The organism is Caballeronia mineralivorans PML1(12) (assembly GCF_001028175.1).
Taxonomy (GTDB): domain Bacteria; phylum Pseudomonadota; class Gammaproteobacteria; order Burkholderiales; family Burkholderiaceae; genus Caballeronia; species Caballeronia mineralivorans.
The window spans coordinates 1-17,509 of record NZ_AEJF01000151.1 but is presented as its reverse complement, the minus strand read 5'-3'; the positions used below and the strand labels follow the sequence as shown (position 1 = coordinate 17,509).

The 17,509-nt window shown below is 60.3% G+C and carries 16 protein-coding genes and 1 pseudogene; 5 read left to right on the top strand and 12 right to left on the bottom strand.

Going from position 1 to position 17,509, the window contains the following annotated elements; all coding sequences use genetic code 11:
* Positions 1-131 precede the first annotated feature (131 nt).
* Positions 132-319: pseudogene (locus EOS_RS44900) on the top strand (C40 family peptidase); the annotation flags it as partial.
* Positions 320-416: 97 nt separating this feature from the next.
* Here the strand turns inward: EOS_RS44900 and EOS_RS25475 are convergent.
* The gene (locus tag EOS_RS25475) at positions 417-4,022 is read right to left on the bottom strand and encodes an indolepyruvate ferredoxin oxidoreductase family protein (RefSeq protein ID WP_047894957.1); all 3,606 of its coding nucleotides are present in this window, start codon (positions 4,020-4,022) and stop codon (positions 417-419) included.
* A gap of 316 nt (positions 4,023-4,338) precedes the next feature.
* Between EOS_RS25475 and EOS_RS44895 the strand changes: the two genes are divergently transcribed.
* Positions 4,339-4,530 carry a hypothetical protein gene (locus EOS_RS44895; RefSeq protein ID WP_075645400.1) on the top strand — a complete coding sequence of 64 codons (192 nt, stop codon included), beginning with the start codon at positions 4,339-4,341 and terminating at the stop codon, positions 4,528-4,530.
* Positions 4,531-4,601: 71 nt separating this feature from the next.
* Here EOS_RS44895 and hppD read toward each other — a convergent pair whose 3' ends face one another.
* Positions 4,602-5,708, bottom strand: coding sequence for a 4-hydroxyphenylpyruvate dioxygenase (gene hppD / locus EOS_RS25470; RefSeq protein WP_047894956.1), 1,107 nt, complete (start codon positions 5,706-5,708; stop codon positions 4,602-4,604).
* Positions 5,709-5,842: 134 nt separating this feature from the next.
* Here hppD and EOS_RS25465 point away from each other — a divergent pair, with 134 nt between their 5' ends.
* Complete coding sequence (locus EOS_RS25465) at positions 5,843-6,346, top strand: Lrp/AsnC family transcriptional regulator (RefSeq protein ID WP_047894955.1); 504 nt, start codon at positions 5,843-5,845, stop codon at positions 6,344-6,346.
* 97 nt (positions 6,347-6,443) lie between these two features.
* Here EOS_RS25465 and EOS_RS25460 read toward each other — a convergent pair whose 3' ends face one another.
* The 8 genes from EOS_RS25460 to paaA form a co-directional block, all read right to left on the bottom strand.
* Positions 6,444-7,109, bottom strand: coding sequence for a GNAT family N-acetyltransferase (locus tag EOS_RS25460; RefSeq protein WP_087881997.1), 666 nt, complete (start codon positions 7,107-7,109; stop codon positions 6,444-6,446).
* A 220-nt stretch (positions 7,110-7,329) separates the two neighbouring features.
* Positions 7,330-7,935 (bottom strand): TetR/AcrR family transcriptional regulator, encoded by a 606-nt coding sequence (locus EOS_RS25455; protein WP_047894953.1) that lies wholly within the window; start codon positions 7,933-7,935, stop codon positions 7,330-7,332.
* 62 nt (positions 7,936-7,997) lie between these two features.
* A complete protein-coding gene (locus tag EOS_RS25450; RefSeq protein ID WP_047894959.1) occupies positions 7,998-8,813 on the bottom strand; it encodes a DUF1835 domain-containing protein in 816 nt (271 codons plus the stop codon).
* A 136-nt stretch (positions 8,814-8,949) separates the two neighbouring features.
* Positions 8,950-10,038, bottom strand: coding sequence for a 1,2-phenylacetyl-CoA epoxidase subunit PaaE (gene paaE, locus EOS_RS25445; RefSeq protein WP_047894952.1), 1,089 nt, complete (start codon positions 10,036-10,038; stop codon positions 8,950-8,952).
* 8 nt (positions 10,039-10,046) lie between these two features.
* Entirely contained in the window at positions 10,047-10,574 is a 528-nt protein-coding gene (gene paaD, locus EOS_RS25440) for a 1,2-phenylacetyl-CoA epoxidase subunit PaaD (protein WP_047894958.1), read from the bottom strand.
* 5 nt (positions 10,575-10,579) lie between these two features.
* The gene (gene paaC / locus EOS_RS25435; RefSeq protein WP_047894951.1) at positions 10,580-11,380 is read right to left on the bottom strand and encodes a 1,2-phenylacetyl-CoA epoxidase subunit PaaC; all 801 of its coding nucleotides are present in this window, start codon (positions 11,378-11,380) and stop codon (positions 10,580-10,582) included.
* A gap of 17 nt (positions 11,381-11,397) precedes the next feature.
* The gene (gene paaB / locus EOS_RS25430; RefSeq protein WP_047894950.1) at positions 11,398-11,682 is read right to left on the bottom strand and encodes a 1,2-phenylacetyl-CoA epoxidase subunit PaaB; all 285 of its coding nucleotides are present in this window, start codon (positions 11,680-11,682) and stop codon (positions 11,398-11,400) included.
* 10 nt (positions 11,683-11,692) lie between these two features.
* Positions 11,693-12,691: a 1,2-phenylacetyl-CoA epoxidase subunit PaaA gene (gene paaA / locus EOS_RS25425; RefSeq protein WP_047894949.1), complete on the bottom strand. Its 999-nt coding sequence runs from the start codon at positions 12,689-12,691 to the stop codon at positions 11,693-11,695.
* A gap of 428 nt (positions 12,692-13,119) precedes the next feature.
* Between paaA and EOS_RS25420 the strand changes: the two genes are divergently transcribed.
* The gene (locus EOS_RS25420) at positions 13,120-14,376 is read left to right on the top strand and encodes a TIGR03862 family flavoprotein (RefSeq protein ID WP_047894948.1); all 1,257 of its coding nucleotides are present in this window, start codon (positions 13,120-13,122) and stop codon (positions 14,374-14,376) included.
* Between the two features lie 33 nt (positions 14,377-14,409).
* Here the strand turns inward: EOS_RS25420 and EOS_RS25415 are convergent, their stop codons facing one another.
* A complete protein-coding gene (locus EOS_RS25415) occupies positions 14,410-15,612 on the bottom strand; it encodes a methyltransferase (protein WP_047894947.1) in 1,203 nt (400 codons plus the stop codon).
* Between the two features lie 381 nt (positions 15,613-15,993).
* Between EOS_RS25415 and EOS_RS25410 the strand changes: the two genes are divergently transcribed.
* Complete coding sequence (locus EOS_RS25410) at positions 15,994-17,271, top strand: SGNH/GDSL hydrolase family protein (RefSeq protein WP_047894946.1); 1,278 nt, start codon at positions 15,994-15,996, stop codon at positions 17,269-17,271.
* On the opposite strand, the gene EOS_RS48290 is transcribed toward EOS_RS25410, so the two are convergent.
* A partial coding sequence (locus tag EOS_RS48290; protein ID WP_235442968.1) for a hypothetical protein occupies positions 17,268-17,509 on the bottom strand: 242 nt, incomplete at its 5' end. The two genes, EOS_RS25410 and EOS_RS48290, sit on opposite strands and share 4 nt — an antisense overlap.

Below are 17,509 nucleotides of genomic sequence, written 5' to 3'. Positions count from 1 at the left end.
TGATTTTTTATCAATGAGATGAACAAAGGTGTGGCGCGTATAGCGACGCCTTTGTTATTCGGATAAAGCTGATTCGAATGCCAAGTTGTGCTGAGCAGAGTCGCGGATCGTTTCATTCCTATGTCCGTTACGACGGATCGTTTCCGGGCGATCTCGTATTTTTCAATACACCCCGCGGTGAGGCCACCCACGTTGGCATCTACGTTGGCGAGCAGCGGTTTATCCATGCGCCGAGGAGGGGGCGTTCATTCGTATCGAATCGATGAAAAGCGCCTACTGGACGTCTCGATATTGCGGCGCACGGCGAGTCGTCGCATGACTTGCGGCCTGGACGCGCGAGCAGCGATGCGAAGGCATGGTTACTCAAAAAAAACGCCCGACGAAATTCATCGGGCGTTTTTTCATTCAACGGCGACTTAAGCGACTTGCCGCGTCTCACCGCCTGGTGACGAACGCCACTGCGCGAGCAACGCATTCCACTTGATGCGCGCTGCGTTCACGTTGTTGTCCTTCACGTGACCGTAGCCGCGCATGGAATCGGGCAGACTCGCCAGTTCAATCGCCAAAGGCAATTTCTCAGCCGTCAATCCGCCGGTCAACTCCGTTACCAGCGCCTCGTACTCCGCGATCAACGCCCGCTCCATCTTCCGTTCTTCGGTCTTGCCGAAGACATCGAACGAAGTACCGCGCAGGAACTTCATCTTCGCCAGCACTTTCATTGCGGATAAAACCCACGTGCCGTACTGTTTCTTGATGAGATGACCGTGCGCGTCCTTCTTCGAGAACATCGGCGGGGCAAGGTGGAATTTGATCTTCCAGTCGCCTTCGAAGCTGCCCTTCAAACGCTCGACGAACGCTGGATCGACATACAGACGTGCGACTTCATACTCATCCTTGTACGCCATCAGCTTGTGCAGGTTTTTAGCGACAGCTTCGGTCAGCGCGTACTGGCCATCGCCTAAGCCGATTGAGGCTTCCGCCTTGCGCACTTCTGCCACGAGCCGGGCGTAGCGCGCAGCGTACGCTTCGTTCTGGTAGCCGGAGAGATAAGCGATGCGTTTTTCAATCAGCGCATCCAGCGCTTTCGGCGTGTGCAGCGCGATGATCTTGCTGCCACCTTGCTCAGAGGAACCAGACGATACCCCGCCGCGCCCTTGCGCCCTGACAAGCCGTTCGACGCCTTCGAGATCATGCGCCGCGTGACGTCCCCATTCGAACGCGGCCAGATTCTTTTCGACCTGCACCGCGTTCAATTCGATGGCACGAACCAACGACTCATGCCGTAACGGTACCCAGCCGCGTTGCCATGCAAAACCCAGTACAAACGGGTTCGTATAGATGGCATCGCCGAGTAAAGCCACGGCGAAACGATTGGCATCGACGAGAGCAACATGCTCGCCCGCGGCCGCGCGAATATCGGCTTCTGCGCTCGCGCCCGGGAAGCGCCAGTTCGGGTTCTTGATGAATTCAGCCGTCGGCGTTTCGGCGCTGTTCACCACCACACGTGTATGACCGGGCTGCATCCGCGAGCCGCACTCATCGCTGGCTGTCACGATCGGGTCGCAACCAATCACCAGATCCGCTTCGCCCATTGCGATGCGGGTAGCGTGGATATCGCCGGGATGCGTGGCGATCTGCACGTGGCTCATCACGGCGCCGCCTTTTTGCGCGAGGCCGGTGACGTCGAGTACGGTCACGCCCTTTTGCTCGAGATGCGATGCCATGCCGAGCAACGCACCGATTGTCACCACGCCCGTGCCGCCCACACCGGTGACCAAAACGCCATACGGCCGGTCGATTAACGGCAGTTCGGGCATCGGCACCGGGGGCATCGCATCGCCGGAAATACTCGATATCTTCGGCTTCTTCAACTGTCCGCCTTCAACCGTGACGAAGCTCGGACAGAAGCCGTTCACGCACGAGTAGTCCTTGTTGCAGGTCGACTGGTTGATCTGGCGTTTCGTGCCGTATTCAGTATCGAGCGGTTCGACCGACAGGCAATTCGATTTCACCGAGCAATCGCCGCAGCCCTCGCACACGGCTTCGTTGATGACCACGCGCTTCGCCGGATCGGGATACGCGCCGCGTTTCCTGCGCCGGCGTTTTTCCGTCGCACAGGTCTGGTCGTAGATCAGGATCGTCGTGCCGGCGATCTCGCGCAGTTCGCGCTGAACCTCGTCGAGCTTCTCGCGATGAAACACATCGATACCCGGCGCGAGTCCCACGTTCGCCTGATATTTCTCGGGTTCATCGGTGACGATCACGATCTTCGTCGCCCCTTCGGCCGCGAGCTGATGCGTGATCTGCGGCACGGTGAGCACGCCATCGACGGGCTGGCCGCCGGTCATCGCGACGGCGTCGTTGTAGAGGATCTTGTACGTGATGTTGGTCTTCGACGCGATCGCCGCGCGGATTGCGAGCAGACCGGAGTGGAAGTACGTGCCGTCGCCGAGATTGGCGAACACGTGTTTGTCGTGGGTGAACGGCGCTTGCCCGATCCACGCGACGCCTTCGCCGCCCATCTGGCTGAAGGTGCTCGTGCTGCGGTCCATCCACACGGTCATGTAGTGGCAGCCGATACCGGCAAGCGCACGCGATCCTTCAGGCACATTCGTCGATGTATTGTGCGGGCAGCCCGAGCAAAACCACGGCTTGCGCTCGGCTTCGACACGCGGTCGCGCCAGCGCTTTTTCCTTCGCTTCGATCACCGCAATACGCGTGGCAATGCGCGCGCGGACATCGGCGGGAAGATCGAACTTGTCGAGCCGCGTGGCGATTGCTTTAGCGATGATTGCCGGCGACAACTCGTAGTGCGCCGGTAGAAGCCAATTGCCCATCGGCACGGACCATTCGCCGCCTGCGCCATCCTTCTCGTCGAACTTGCCGAACACGCGCGGCCGTTGCGCATCGGGCCAGTTATAAAGCTCTTCCTTGATCGCGTATTCGAGGATCTGGCGCTTTTCTTCGACTACCAGAATCTCTTGAAGCCCGTGCGCAAATGCATGCGCACCTTGCGCTTCGAGCGGCCACACACAACCGACCTTATATAAACGAATGCCGATGCGCGCGCAGGTTTCGTCGTCGAGACCCAGATCGCTCAACGCCTGACGCACATCGAGATAGGCCTTGCCCGCCGTCATGATGCCGAAGCGCGCATGGGGCGATTCGATCTCGATCCGATCCAGTTTGTTCGCGCGCACATAGGCGAGCGCCGCGTACCACTTGTAGTCGAGCAGCCGCGCTTCCTGAACCAAAGGCGGATCGGGCCAGCGGATGTTGAGGCCGCCATCGGGCATTGCGAAATCAGTCGGCAGGACAATTTGCGTGCGATGCGGATCGATATCGACAGAAGCCGACGATTCCACCACATCGGTCACGCATTTCATCGCGACCCAGAGGCCGGAGTAACGGCTCATCGCCCAGCCGTGCAGGCCGAAGTCCAGATATTCCTGCACATTCGATGGAAACAGCACCGGCAAACCGCACGCCTTGAAAATGTGTTCGGACTGGTGCGCGAGCGTGGAGGATTTGGCGGCGTGGTCATCACCTGCGAGCACGAGTACACCGCCATGCGGGGACGAGCCCGCCGAATTGCCGTGCTTGAACACATCGCCGGTTCTGTCGACGCCCGGCCCTTTGCCGTACCACATCGAGAACACGCCGTCGTATTTGGCGCTGGGATAAAGATTGACCTGCTGCGAGCCCCACACGGCTGTGGCCGCGAGGTCTTCGTTCACGCCGGGCTGGAACACGACCTGGTGCGCAGCGAGATGTTTTTTCGCTTTCCACAGATGCTGATCGAGTGCGCCAAGCGGGGAGCCGCGATAGCCGGAAATGAAACCGGCGGTATTAAGTCCCGCGGCATGATCGCGTTGTTGTTGCAGCATCGGCAGCCGAACCAGCGCCTGTATGCCGCTCATGTATGCGCGACCGCGTTCCAGGGTGTATTTGTCGTCGAGGGTGACGGAATTTAGCGCGGCTTCTAGGGAAGCTTGTTGTTCCGCGTCAAGGGGGGCATTCATTGTGGGGTCTCTCCGCCAACGTTTGGGATCGCCAAAGCACTTTAGGGCGTTCGCGTCTTGTGAACGCGTCAGCCGGGATTCTGAGTGTGCCTGTTTTGGATTTCTTCCAGCACTGGTAAAAACCCGCTGAAAAGTAATTTCAACTTTGCACAGGTGTTACGACGTGTAAAAACGGCTGTATTTCGATGTCATCGGGGAACCGCTCGCGTCGAGCCTATTCAAACTGCGCGATCGTTCCGCGTTTGCCTGGGTTTTGGCCCGCAGGCGAGCGCGCGATTGTTGGACATACCGATGCACGCAGTTGAAGGAGGAAGCAGTGAAACAACGATATATCCAAAGCTTTTTGATGGTTTCCGCAGCATTTTTTGCGATGAATACGCCGGTTCGCGTCGGCGGCCCGGCCGGATCGGAAGCAACGGTCTCTGGAGTGCCGCGAATTTCGCAGGTTCGGGTCGAACAGGTTTCGAGTCAACAAGCGACGGATAACAAGGACAATTCCGATGCTTGAGGATTGTTGACGCCATAAAAAACCGGGGATCGAATCGATTCCCGGTTTTTTGGGGGAGCTACGTCGGGCGCTTAGCCGGGCGTTGTTGTGTCCTTCACCACGCCACGCCGAATCTGATCGAGTTCAATCGATTCAAACAGCGCCTTGAAGTTGCCTTCGCCGAAACCCTGGTTGCCCTTGCGCTGAATGATCTCGAAGAAGATCGGGCCGATCTGGTTTTCCGTAAAGATCTGCAGCAGGATTTCGTCCCGCACGCCATCGATCAGGATCTTGCGCTTGCGCAATTCCGCTACCGATTCGCCATGATTCGGCACGCGCCGGTCGACGAGCTCGTAGTACGTGTCGATGGTATCCAGTAGCGCGATTTTCGCGGTGCGCAGATTGTCGACGGTGCTGTAGATGTCATCGCTGCCCAGCGCGATGTGCTGAATGCCTTCGCCGTGATACGCGTCGAGATATTCCTGGATCTGCCCTGACGTATCCGAGCCTTCCTCGTTGATCGGGATGCGAATCTTGCCGCACGGTGAACTCATCGCTTTCGACTTGACCGCCGTCACCTTGCCTTCAATATCGAAGTAACGCGCTTCGCGGAAATTGAACAGCCGCTCGTAGAACTCGGCCCATTCGATCATCCGGCCGCGATGAACGTTGTGCGTCAAATGATCGATGTACGTCAGTCCGTGACCGGCCGGGTTTTGCTCGGCGCCGGGAATCGGTTCGAAATCGACGTCGTAGATGCTGATGTCGCCGATGCTGCCCTGTTGCGCGCCATTCTTGCCGCGCCAACGGTCCACGAAGTAAATCAACGAATCGCCGATGCCCTTGATTGCCGGAATGTTCAGTTCCATCGGACCGGTTTTATTGTCGAAGCCCCAGGCGCCCAGGTCTAGCGCGCGTTTGTACGCCTTGCCCGCATCGGCGACGCGAAACGCGATCGCGCAAATCGACGGACCATGCAGGCGCGCGAAGCGTTGAGCGAAGGAGTCGGGTTCGGCGTTCACCAGGAAGTTGATCTCGCCCTGCCGATACAGCGTCACATCCTTGTGACGATGACGGGCAATCGCGGTAAATCCCATCTGTTCAAACAATTTCCCGAGCGCGACCGGATCGGGCGCCGTGTATTCGATGAATTCAAAACCATCGGTGCCGACGGGATTGTCCCAAGTCGTTGCTTGCATGCTTCGTCTCCTGAACCGTGAGGATTATTGAGACAAGTTTATCGAGGGAAGTGCGGCGGATACTTGCGATTTAAATCGCGCTTGACTACGATGGCGCACGTTCATGCCGTCATTACGTCAACGGGAGGCAGAAAATGGCCAAAATCGAACTCGATGCCATCGATCGGAAAATCCTCGCGATTCTTCAGGTGAACGGGCGGCTGTCGAACCAGGACATCGCCGATCAGGTGAACCTGTCGCCGAGTCCCTGCTTGCGGCGAATCCGGCGGCTGGAGGAAGAGGGCGTGATTCGCGGTTACGTCGCGCTGCTGGAGCCTCGGCTGCTCGGGCTTGGGCTGCTCGCGTATGTGAGTGTGCGGCTGGAAAAGCGCGGCGGGACGACGGTAACTGCGGGAATGAAAAATCCGCCAACGCACGCCGATCGGTTTCGCGAAGCCGTGCTCTCATGGCCGGAGGTCGTGGCCTGCGACGCGATGACCGGTGAAATGGATTATCTGCTGCGTGTCCAGGTGGAAGACATGGAGCACTTTTCGCGCTTCGTGCAGGACCAATTGCTGCACCATCCATCGGTCATCGATGTCCAGAGCAGCTTCTCGCTGGAGCGCTTCAAGGAAACGACGGCACTGCCGATCCGCTGACCCGCGCTGACCTGCCAGCTAGAAACCCCGGACGCAAAAAAGGCGGCTTTCGCCGCCTTTCGTGCTTTTGCGCATGCTTGCTGATTTGTGCCCTGAATCAGGCCGCGTCCGCAGTAGGCATGAACGCCTGAAACATTTGCGATGTCCGGCGCGCCTGGCGCTTGACCGCGTAATCGAAGACCGCTGCTTGCTCCTGCAACATCTCCGCGATGATGCTGCTTTGGTCGGCGGGTGTCAGCGACAGATAAGCATCGGCTTCGCCATACGCATATTCGATCTTCATCCCCGACTTCTTCGCTATGTGCATCATGGTCGAGTTTCGTGACAAACAATGCATGTAGAGCATTGAAACGTGCGTGTTGCGGCTGCGGATGGCGGCACGCTCGAACAGGCGGCTACCCACGCCACGGCCGCGCGCACTTTCCAGCACCGACACGCCGAACTCCGCCGTGCGTTTGTCGTCTTCGGCCGGCAGATAGGCGAGATGGCCGACGCCGACGAGGTTCAACCGGTCGTCGAAAACGCCGAACACGGTGTCACGCGAAAAGTCGATATTCGCGACATAGTTCTCGATCACACGATCCGGCACGATCTGGCCGAAGCGCAGCAGCCGGTCGTCCTCGTCGAGGGCGAGGAAGTGGGTGAGCAGGCGCTCGCGATCGGTGGAGGACAGTTCACGAACGAGAACGGGCGAACGACCGGCAGCTGTCTGCGAGCGATCGGCTGCTGCGAAGATCGATGCGGTGTGGCGGTTGAAAGGCATGTTCACGATGGTGGCTCCTTGATTCGTCGCGCGACATGGTGCGTCGCAAAACGAATTTTAGCCGAACCACCGTATAAGCACTAGGGAAAACCCGTAATTGTCTATGGAGCGTACCGTCTAATTGTTATGTATTAACAATAAAAATCGTTAAAAAACAATAACTTAATGCGTGTTGTGCGGATCACACGGTCTCTCGGCAACAAAATGTCGCATTGCAACATTAGTTATCGCCGTTCATGCCGTGCTCGATCACGCTGACAACCTGCTCCGCGAACTCGCGATAACCCAGCTTTCCGTCTGGCTTGAGCCACGTGAACGTCCAGTTGATCATGCCGAACACCATCATGGTGAGCGCGGTCTGATTTTCCTTGGTCGCCCGCTTCGGGTAGGCACGCGCGAGTTGCCGGGCGAACGCCGCGACAATGCCGCGCTGGCGTTCGAGCACGATTTCACGCTGCGTGTCCTCGAGGTATTTCACATCGTTGAGCAACGCGACGTGCCGGCTATGCGACGTTTCGTATTCGGTGAGGAACGCGCGGACCAGTTCGGCGAACGCCTCGCGCTCGGTCAAGCCGCGCCGCTGGCTCGCGCCTTCCACTTCCGCGATGATCAGCATCAGCCGCTTCGTGTAGCGGTCGAGCAGGTCGAAAAGAATGGCTTCCTTGCTCGCGTAATAATGATAAAGCCGCGCCTTGGAGGTGCCGCTGGCCGCAGCGAGATCGGCCATCGACGTGCTCGGGTAGCTGGTCTGTGCGAATTTGGCGGCGGCGAGTTCGAGGATCTGCTCGCGTTGTGTGTCGTGGTCAGGCGCTCTTGTACGGGCCATTGAGTCTCGAAGAAGTGCTGGGTCGATCGGGGATTCTAAAACGCAGCCATTGCACGGCTAATCTAATGCACGGCGCGGCGAAGTCTGGCCTCGGCTATCTTGGCGAGATCGCCGCGAATCTGCAGTTTGCCCGCCGCGACGAGTTCGCGGCAGCGCCAGAAAGCAATCGCATCGCTGACCAAAAAGCCGAAGCTCGCGCCCATCACCTGGCCGGCGAGCTGGCGCGCCTCCTGCCAGCCGTCGCTCGCTATCTGGAGGATGGTTTCATCGACGTCTGCATACGTGCCGGAAATGAACGTGTTGTCACGCCAGCGGCGGGTGTCGCTATTGATCTGCTTGACTTCCTGCCATTCCAGCGCAAGACGGCTGATGCGCAATACGGAAATGGGCGCGGCCGTCGGCAACTTGGCGCCCAGTTCGGCGGTCGTGAACATGCCGACCGCCGTCGCGCCGTCATCCCGGCCGCGGCGTTGCTGCGTGCCGTCGGCGGCGGTGACGGAGGGCAGGTCTTCGTGACTGAGTTTGGCTTCGTTCAGGCGCTGCGGCGTGTTGCGCAGCGTGTAGGCCACTCGCCGCAGCGTTAGCTGGTCGCTCGCGCTCTGGCCGTGCCAGATCACGACCTGTCCGCTGTCCTGCGCGAGTTCGCGCAAGAGCGCGTCCTGTTCCTTCAGCTTCGATACGAAGTCGAACTTGTGCTCGCTCAGCACCTGCTGCCAGAACAGGGCGCGGGTTTCCGGGTTGTCGTCAATACCCCTAAGCTGGCCGACCGCAAGGTCGTCCTTGAGCGGGATGACGCGTTCGTCGCGGGCCGCTAATTGCAAGGCTTCGCGCAAAATCTCGGCGGCGTGGTCGCCGTTGGTAACGTGAATGGTGCTCATCAGTAACGGTGACCGCAAACGTAAGAAGGCCGCCCGGCGCGCGGCGAGTGCGGCGACAAGGCGCGGCACACCGCATTCGGAACGGGCGACCCCTAGTGTAAGCGAATCGAATCAGCGCAATCCGCCAACCCGGCGTTCAACGTTCGTCATAACTCACAACCACGCGATCCGAGACCGGATGGCACTGGCAGGTGAGCACAAAACCCGCATCGATTTCATGCTGCTCCAGCGTGTAGTTCTTCTCCATCCGCACTTCGCCTTCCAGCACTTTCGCCCGGCACGTGCAGCACACGCCGCCCTTGCAGGCGTAAGGCAGTGCGAGCCCCGCCTTCAATCCGACGTCGAGCACGCTCACACCTTGATAAGGCAGGCGCAGTTTGCGTTTTTTGCCATCGATAACCAGTTCCAGATCGGCCGCCGGCGTGTCGTCGGTGATTTCGATAGGCGGCACGCCGGCTTGTGGCAACGGCGTCCCGAAGCGTTCGACGTGAACCTGCTGGGGCGGCACGCCCGCGCTTTTCAGCGCAGCTTCGGCAGCGTCCATCATCGGGCCGGGGCCGCAGATGAAGGCTTCATCGATTTCATTCGCAGGAACGAGCGCCTCCAGGAAGGCAGCGCACTTTTCCTGATTCAGCACGCCGTTGAACAACTCCACGTCCTGCAAATCGTCCGATAACACGTGATACAGCGAGAACCGGCTCATGAAGCGGTTCTTCAGGTCTTCGAGTTCCTCGGCGAACATGATCGCGTCCACGCTGCGGTTGCCGTAGATGAGCGTGAAACGGCTGGTCGGCTCCGTTTCCAAGGTCGTCTTGATGATCGCGAGCACCGGTGTGATGCCCGAGCCGCCCGAGAACGCGACGTAATGCTTCACGTGATCGGCATTCAGGTGCGTGAAAAAGCGGCCATCGGGCGTCATGACTTCGATTTCATGGCCGGGTTTTAACGTGTCGAAAGCGAAGTTCGAGAAGCGGCCGCCGCGCACGCGCTTGATGCCGATACGCAATTCGCCATCGCGATCGTAATCGGTCACACCCACGCAAATGGAATACGAGCGCCGTGTTTCTTCACCGTCAATATGCGTCTTCAACGTGACGAACTGGCCCTGCGTGAAGCGGAATGCATCGCGAAGATTGTCGGGGACGTCGAAGGAAACCGTGACGGCGTCGGCGGTTTCGGGACGGACGTCGCGGATGCGCAGCGAATGGAATTGCGGAGTCGCCATGGTCGTTTTCAGTACGGTTTGAAGTAGTCGAACGGCTCGCGGCAATCCACGCAGCGATACAGCGCCTTGCACGCGGTCGAGCCGAATTGGGCGAGGCGTTCGGTATGCGATGACCCGCAGCGCGGGCAGGCGGGTTGGTCCACGACGCGCGGCACGAAGCGGATCGGCCGCTCTTGCGGGGCGTGTTCGTTTGAACCGCAATTGCCCATGGGCGGGGCGATGCCGTATTTCTTCAGCTTCTCGCGGGCTGCGTCGGTCATCCAGTCGGTGGTCCACGCCGGTGCCAGGACGGTTTCGATGCGATGTTTTGCAAAGCCCGCTTCGATCAACGCAGCGCCAATGTCTTCCGCAATCTGGTACATCGCCGGGCAGCCGGAATACGTGGGCGTGATGACGATTTCAAGCGTGTCGTCGGCGGCGTGGCGTATGTCGCGGAGAATGCCCAACTCGCGAATCGACACCACCGGGATTTCCGGATCGGGCACGGCGTCCAACACTTCCCAAACGCGGTCGAGCGAAGCTTCAGCGGTCATCATCGCGTTCACCAACTCGCGCCTGGATGCTGCCGGGCGATGCTCTGCAATTCCGCGAGCAGGAAGCCCATGTGTTCGGAATGCTCGCCGAGCTTGCCGGTTGTCACGTGTTTGGCATCGGCGGGTTTTTGCAGCGTGGCTTCGGCGAGCGTCGCGTCCACGTCCTCGCGCCACGCCGTTTCCAGATCCGCCGTGAGCGGACCGATAGCCGCATCGGCGATGCTCGTTTCCACGTCGTCGATACTGAAAAACTCGCGCGTGTAAGGCATCAGGTAATCCACCGCCGCCTGCGCCCGACGATGCGATTCCTCGGTGCCATCGCCGAAACGCAGCAGCCAGTCGATCGCGTGATTCAAGTGATAACGCGTTTCCTTGATCGACTTCGACGCGATCGCCGCGAGTTGCGCGTCCGTCGATTGCGTGAGTGCCGTCCACAGATGCGCCATCAGCGTCGAATACAGGAAGTTGCGCACGACTGTCACTGCGTAGTCGCGACCCGAACGCGCCGTGCCCGACAACGGACCCGCGTGCGGCAACTCGGTCAGTGTGTAATTGCGGAAATCACGCTCGTTGCGGAAATACGCGTAGTCGTCTTCGGTTTTCTTCCTGCCGTTAAGCTCGTTATCGAGCATGGCCGCGTGCGAGTAGAGCAGCCGCGCCTGGCCGATCAGATCGAGGCTGATGTTCGCCAGCGCGATATCTTCCTCGAGCACCGGGCCGTGTCCGCACCATTCGCCGTTGCGCTGGCCGAGGATCAGCGCGTTATCGGCGAGGCGCAGGACGTAGGAGAGATGTTGGGGCGTCGTCATGGGGCTTGACCCTTCGCTCACATGTGGTTGATTTCGTCGGGCAGCACGAAGAATGTGGGGTGCCGGTAGATCTTGTCGCCGGCCGGGTCGAAGAACTCAGCTTTATCGGCGGGATCGGAGGCCGTGATCGCCGCCGATGGAACCACCCAAATGCTCACGCCTTCCTGGCGCCGCGTGTAGACATCGCGCGCCATGCGCAGCGCTGCGGGTGCATCCGGTGCGTGCAGGCTGCCGCAATGCTTGTGGTCAAGGCCCTGCTTGCTGCGCACGAACACTTCCCAGATCGGCCATTCGTTATTCATCTTTCGCTCCTTATGCTGCGTGCTTTTGAGCACGCGCAGCTTGTTTGGCGGCGTAGGCGAGGGCGGCTTCGCGCACCCAGAGGCCGTCGTCGTGTGCTTTCACGCGCGTGGCGAGCCGCTCCTTGTTGCACGGACCGTCGCCGTTCACGACGCGCCAGAACTCTTCCCAATCGATCTCGCCATAGTCGTGCGCCTGCCGTTCTTCGTTCCACTTCAGATCGGGATCGGGCAGCGTCACACCCAAAATCCTGGCTTGCTCCACAGTGGCATCGACGAATTTCTGCCGCAGATCATCATTCGATATCCGCTTGATGCCCCACTTGAATGATTGGCCGCTGTGGATGGAATCCTTGTCGCTCGGGCCGAACATCATCAGCACCGGCCACCACCAGCGGTCCACCGCCTGCTGCACCATTTCCTTCTGCGCTTCGGTGCCTTTCATCATGGAGAGCAACGCGTCGAAACCTTGCCGCTGATGGAACGACTCTTCCTTGCAGATGCGGATCATGGCGCGCGCATACGGGCCATACGTGCAGCGGCAGAGCGGAATCTGGTTCATGATCGCCGCGCCATCCACCAGCCAGCCGATCGTGCCCACGTCCGCCCATGTGGGCGTTGGATAATTGAAGATGCTTGAATACTTGGCTTTACCGGCGTGCAAGGCGTCGACAAGCTGATCGCGCGATACCCCCATGGTTTCCGCCGCGCTATATAGATAGAGGCCGTGGCCGCCTTCGTCCTGCACCTTCGCGAGCAGGATCGCCTTGCGCTTCAGGCTCGGCGCGCGCGAAATCCAGTTGCCTTCAGGCAGCATGCCGACGATTTCCGAATGCGCGTGCTGCGAGATCTGGCGAATTAGCGTCTTGCGGTAGGCATCTGGCATCCAGTCCTGGGGTTCGATCTTGCCGTCGGCGGCCATCACGGCGTCGAAACGGCTGAGTTCAGGCGATTCGGACGCTGGATCCATGGACTGCACGTTGCCGGGAATATCGAGGGATTGCGTGTACATGACGATCGCTCGCTCTAGGAAGTCACTGTGCCGCAATTATAAGCCGACCGTCCGGTCGGTTAATAGTTATTTTTTTGAGATCCATTCGAACGGGGCGAGAGCGGGGCGCTTTTGTGTCGAATGAATTCATCGGATCTTTCCAGTCCTACCCCACGCTCGCTTCAAACACCCGCCGATAATTCTCCCCAAGAATTTTCCCCGTTTCTTCGTTCGAAAATCCCGCGGCAAGGAGCTTGTTCGAAAAGTCAGGCAATTGGCCATAGTGAGTAAAAACCGGCGGAGAAATCGATTTGCGTCGTCATTTCCTGTTTAAAAGTCGTCGCCGGATTATGCAGCGGGAGGCGGGCGCACTCAGCTTGAGCGCGGCGTCGGCTAAAGGCCGTTCCTGAATGCGACAATGCGACTTCGCTTTCAACCGTGTACCCCGCATGCCGTCACCGTCACCCTCCGAAACTCGTTCTGCGCGCGTTGCCGTTATTGGCGGCGGCCCTGCCGGCTTGATGGCTGCGGAAGCGCTGGCGGCTGGCGGCGTCGAAGTGGATCTCTATGACGCCATGCCGTCGGTCGGCCGCAAGTTCCTGATGGCGGGCAAGGGCGGCATGAATCTCACGCATTCCGAGCCCGCCGAATTGTTCGTCGCGCGTTATGCGGAGCGCCGGTCGCAGATCGAACCGCTGTTGCGCCGTTTCGACGCCGCCGCGTTACGCGCGTGGGTTCACGGGTTGGGCGTGGAAACCTTCGTCGGCAGCTCGGGCCGCGTGTTTCCCACCGACATGAAAGCCGCACCCATGTTGCGTGCCTGGTTGCATCGGCTACGTGGGTCAGGCGTGCGGTTTCACATGCGGCATAAGTGGACTGGTTGGGGCGACGAAGCGCGGCAGTCCTTGCGATTTGCCACGCCAGAAGGCGAGCGCTTAGTCGAAGCCGATGCCGTTGTCCTCGCGCTCGGCGGCGCGAGCTGGCCGCGGCTCGGCTCGGACGCGGCGTGGATTCCGTATCTGGCAGCGCGCAACGTGGGCGTGTCGCCGTTTGCACCGTCGAATTGCGGCTTCGATATCAACTGGAGCGAGCACTTCAGCAGCCGTTTTGCAGGCGAGCCGCTGAAAGCCGTCGCGATCGGCTTGCCGCGGTCGGATGGCGGGATCGATTGGCGGACGGGGGAAGGTTTGCTGACATCGACGGGTATTGAGGGCAGTCTGATCTACGCGATGTCCGCGCGTATTCGCGATCGTCTGACCGCCGGCGACGCCACGTTTTTTCTGGATCTCGTACCGGCTTTAACGCAGCAGCGTGTCCACGATGAAGTGACCCATCCACGCGGCGCTCGTTCGATGTCGAGCCATTTGCAGAGCCGTTTGAACCTGACGGGCGCGAAAGCGGGTTTGCTGCGCGAGGTGCTGGAGCGCGAAGATTTCTCCGATACAGCACGTCTCGCACACTTGATCAAGGCGTTGCCGTTGACCGTGACGCGTCCAAGGCCGATTGCCGAAGCGATCAGCAGCGCGGGCGGCGTGACGTTTGAATCACTCGATTCGCAATTGATGCTTGATGCGCTGCCCAGCGTTTTCTGCGCAGGCGAGATGCTGGATTGGGAAGCGCCGACCGGTGGGTATCTGCTCACTGCGTGTTTCGCGAGCGGTTTGATCGCGGGCGAGGCGGCGCTGGCCTATGTGAAGCGGGCGTGAACTGGGTTCAAACGCCCGCGCCAAAGACGAAACTCAAGCCGGCACAAGCCGCCACAACGACGTAATTTCGGCCGAACGCGCGTGATACAGCGGATCGGTTTTATCGGCGGCGCGAGGGTGATGCGGGCGGATATCCATCCGGCCATCCGTCTTCAGCCCGGCGCGGTCGACCCACTCCTGCAATTGCGCCCGTGTACGCAGACCAAGGTGCTCGGCGATATCGGAAAGAATCAGCCAGCCTTCGCCGCCCGGCGTCAAATGTGCGGCAAGCCCATCGAGAAAACCTCGCAGCATGCGGCTTTCGGGGTCGTAGATTGCATGTTCGATGGCCGAGCTCGGCCGGGCCGGCAGCCACGGCGGATTGCAGACGATCAACGGCGCACGGCCCTCCGGAAACAGATCGGCCTCGACCACCTTCACTTCCTGCGCGTACCCCAATAACTCGATGTTTTCCCGCGCGCAGGCGAGCGCGCGGGCATCGATTTCCGTCGCCACCACACGCTTCACGCCGCGCTGCGCCAATAAGGCGGCAAGCACGCCGGTCCCCGTGCCAATATCGAAAGCCAATTCCTTCGACGGCAACGGCTGATCCGCCACCAGTTTGATGTACTCGCCGCGGACCGGCGAAAACACGCCGTAGTAAGGGTGAATCCGTGCGCCGAGCGCCTCGACGTCCACGCCCTTTTTACGCCACTCGTGCGCGCCGACCAGCCCGAGCACCTCACGCAGCGACACGATCGACTCACCTGACGCCGCGCCATAAGCCTCCTCACACGCTTCCTTCACAACAGGCGCGCGACGCAGCGGAATGGCGTACTCCGCGTCGAGCGGCAACAACAGCATGCCGAGCGTGCGCGCCCGCTGCGACTGGGCGAGCCGATGCAAATTGAACGCCTCGGCGGGAGCGGGCGGCGCTGCCGGCGGTGCATCGGGAGCGGCGCTGCGTTCCTTCGCTTTTGCTTTGGCCGACTTTTTCGGCCGCGTTTCGATGCGTCGTGCAACCGCCTGCAATAACTGCCGGGCGTTCTGGAAATCGCCGCGCCACAGAATTGCCGTGCCTTCGCAAGCCAGCCGATACGCGGAATCGGCGGTCATCTGGTCATCGCCGATCACCACGCGCTTGGGCGGCGCGATTCCGCTTTCCGAGTGCCAGAGCGCCGAACGGTTCTCGCCTTTTTCCTCCCATTCGATCTGGGAAGGTGCGGCGCTGGTGCTGGGAGAAGTTTTGGAATGCATGCTGAATAAGTACCGGACAAAGTGAGAACCGCGAGGCGGAATGCCGACATTCTGAGGGCTTTTCACAAAATGGTCCCATTTTCGGCGAGAAAAGCCGGCCGATGGATGCGCTTGGGAATCGGGCGGCTGGATTTCGACCGCCGGGAAACCTGGTCCTTTTGTTCACTAACCATCGGTGGGCGCAGGCGCAAATCCGATGGATCCGCAGTCCATTTCTCGGCTCCAACCTGAGATGAACGCCACCGCACTGTGCCCGGAAGTGATGTAAAAAAATCCCGGTCAAGCAGGCCAGACGCAGCCGCGAATCGCCCGCCGAACTGTAAGCGCCTGGTTTGCCCGTTCAGGCACAATCGCTTTTTTCCCTCTAACCCACGCTCCACGATGAACCTTCGCGCCCTTTCCGCCGCTGCCACCGCGACGCTGTTAGCTTGCCTGCTGCCGCCCACCTGTGCTCGCGCCGACGACGCCCCGGCTGAACGCTGGGTGAGCGCCTGGAGCACGGCATTGCAGGCAATTCCGCAGCGGGCCGACTTGCCGGCGTTGTATCGCGCGCCGGAGATCGGTGGCCGGACGGTTCGGCAGATTGTCTATCCCGCCATCGACGGCCGGCACGTTCGGCTGCGCTTCAGCAATGTATACGGCACCACACCGCTGGTGATCGAGGGCGTACAAGTAGCGCGCGCCGTATCCGGCAATGCCGCGGCGACACGCGCGGGAACGACCCGTCCCGTGACGTTCGGCGGCAAGCAGGGCTTGACCATCGCGCCGGGTGGCCAGATGGACAGCGACCCGATCGCCTTCGACGTCACCGCCCACGAGCCGCTCGCCGTCAGTACTTATATGGGAGCAGGCCAAAAAATGGCCGCGTGGCATCGGGTGGCGAGCCAGACGAACTACGTATCGACGCCCGGCAACCATTCCTCCGATACCGACGCTGCCGCGTTTCGTACCCGATTCACGCAATTTGTGTGGCTGACCAGCGTTTCCGTCGATACCGCGCCGGCGCGCACGCTGGTCGCGATTGGTGACTCCATCACCGACGGCATGCGCTCCACGCCGAATGCGAACCGCCGCTGGCCGGACGCCTTGGCGCGCCGGCTGACGCAAAAAGGTATCGACGGCACCGCTGTCGTGAACGCGGGAATCAGTGGCAATCGCTTACTGAGCGGGTCGGCGTGTTATGGCGATGCACTTCTGAACCGCTTCGATCGCGATGCGTTGCGCCAGCCTGGGGTGCGCGCGGTGATCCTGCTGATTGGCATCAACGACATCAACTTCCCTGCGATGCCCCCGCACGCCGGTCTCGATTGCGACGATCCGCACACGCCCGTGACCGTCGATTCGCTGTTGCGTGGCTACCAGCGGTTGATTGCGCAGGCTCACCAGCGCGGGGTCCGGATCTACGGTGCAACCTTGACGCCGGCTGCGCTGCCGCCGGAACGCGAGGCCATCAGGACAGCGGTGAACGACTCGATCCGCTCGAGCCGCGCATTCGATGGCGTAATCGACTTCGACCGCGCGCTGCGGGATCCGGCCCATCCCGACCGGCTTCAGCGACGCTACGACAGCGGCGACCATATCCACCCTAGCGACGCGGGTTACGCGGCCATCTCGGAGGCTGTTCCCATCGACGAAATGGGGCTGGCAAAGGGCCGTTAGGACATTCCCGAAAATAGTTTGAAGATGTCCTTGCCTTGGTGCGCGCCATCGCCTATTATTCCTCTCCTCGTTTCGCAACGAGGACCGCCAAAGAAACAGGCGGCCTCCAAAGTCGGTAAGTTTGAAAGCAAACGCTCACAAACTTGTTGACAAGGAGAAAAAGATTCTTCATAATCTCGTTTCTGTGCTGCAGAAGCAGCGACGCGAAAGCGGCGGGTCTGAGAGGGTTCAGGTTCAG

Coding starts and splice junctions, on each gene's coding strand:
- EOS_RS25465 (WP_047894955.1), top strand. CDS start 5,843: ATGGCCAAAATCGAACTCGATGCCATCGATCGGAAAATCCTCGCGATT.
- hppD (WP_047894956.1), bottom strand. CDS start 5,708: ATGCAAGCAACGACTTGGGACAATCCCGTCGGCACCGATGGTTTTGAA.
- EOS_RS25475 (WP_047894957.1), bottom strand. CDS start 4,022: ATGAATGCCCCCCTTGACGCGGAACAACAAGCTTCCCTAGAAGCCGCG.
- EOS_RS25455 (WP_047894953.1), bottom strand. CDS start 7,935: ATGGCCCGTACAAGAGCGCCTGACCACGACACACAACGCGAGCAGATC.
- EOS_RS25420 (WP_047894948.1), top strand. CDS start 13,120: ATGCCGTCACCGTCACCCTCCGAAACTCGTTCTGCGCGCGTTGCCGTT.
- EOS_RS25460 (WP_087881997.1), bottom strand. CDS start 7,109: ATGCCTTTCAACCGCCACACCGCATCGATCTTCGCAGCAGCCGATCGC.
- paaE (WP_047894952.1), bottom strand. CDS start 10,038: ATGGCGACTCCGCAATTCCATTCGCTGCGCATCCGCGACGTCCGTCCC.
- EOS_RS25450 (WP_047894959.1), bottom strand. CDS start 8,813: ATGAGCACCATTCACGTTACCAACGGCGACCACGCCGCCGAGATTTTG.
- EOS_RS25410 (WP_047894946.1), top strand. CDS start 15,994: ATGAACCTTCGCGCCCTTTCCGCCGCTGCCACCGCGACGCTGTTAGCT.
- EOS_RS25415 (WP_047894947.1), bottom strand. CDS start 15,612: ATGCATTCCAAAACTTCTCCCAGCACCAGCGCCGCACCTTCCCAGATC.
- paaA (WP_047894949.1), bottom strand. CDS start 12,691: ATGTACACGCAATCCCTCGATATTCCCGGCAACGTGCAGTCCATGGAT.
- paaB (WP_047894950.1), bottom strand. CDS start 11,682: ATGAATAACGAATGGCCGATCTGGGAAGTGTTCGTGCGCAGCAAGCAG.
- paaC (WP_047894951.1), bottom strand. CDS start 11,380: ATGACGACGCCCCAACATCTCTCCTACGTCCTGCGCCTCGCCGATAAC.
- paaD (WP_047894958.1), bottom strand. CDS start 10,574: ATGATGACCGCTGAAGCTTCGCTCGACCGCGTTTGGGAAGTGTTGGAC.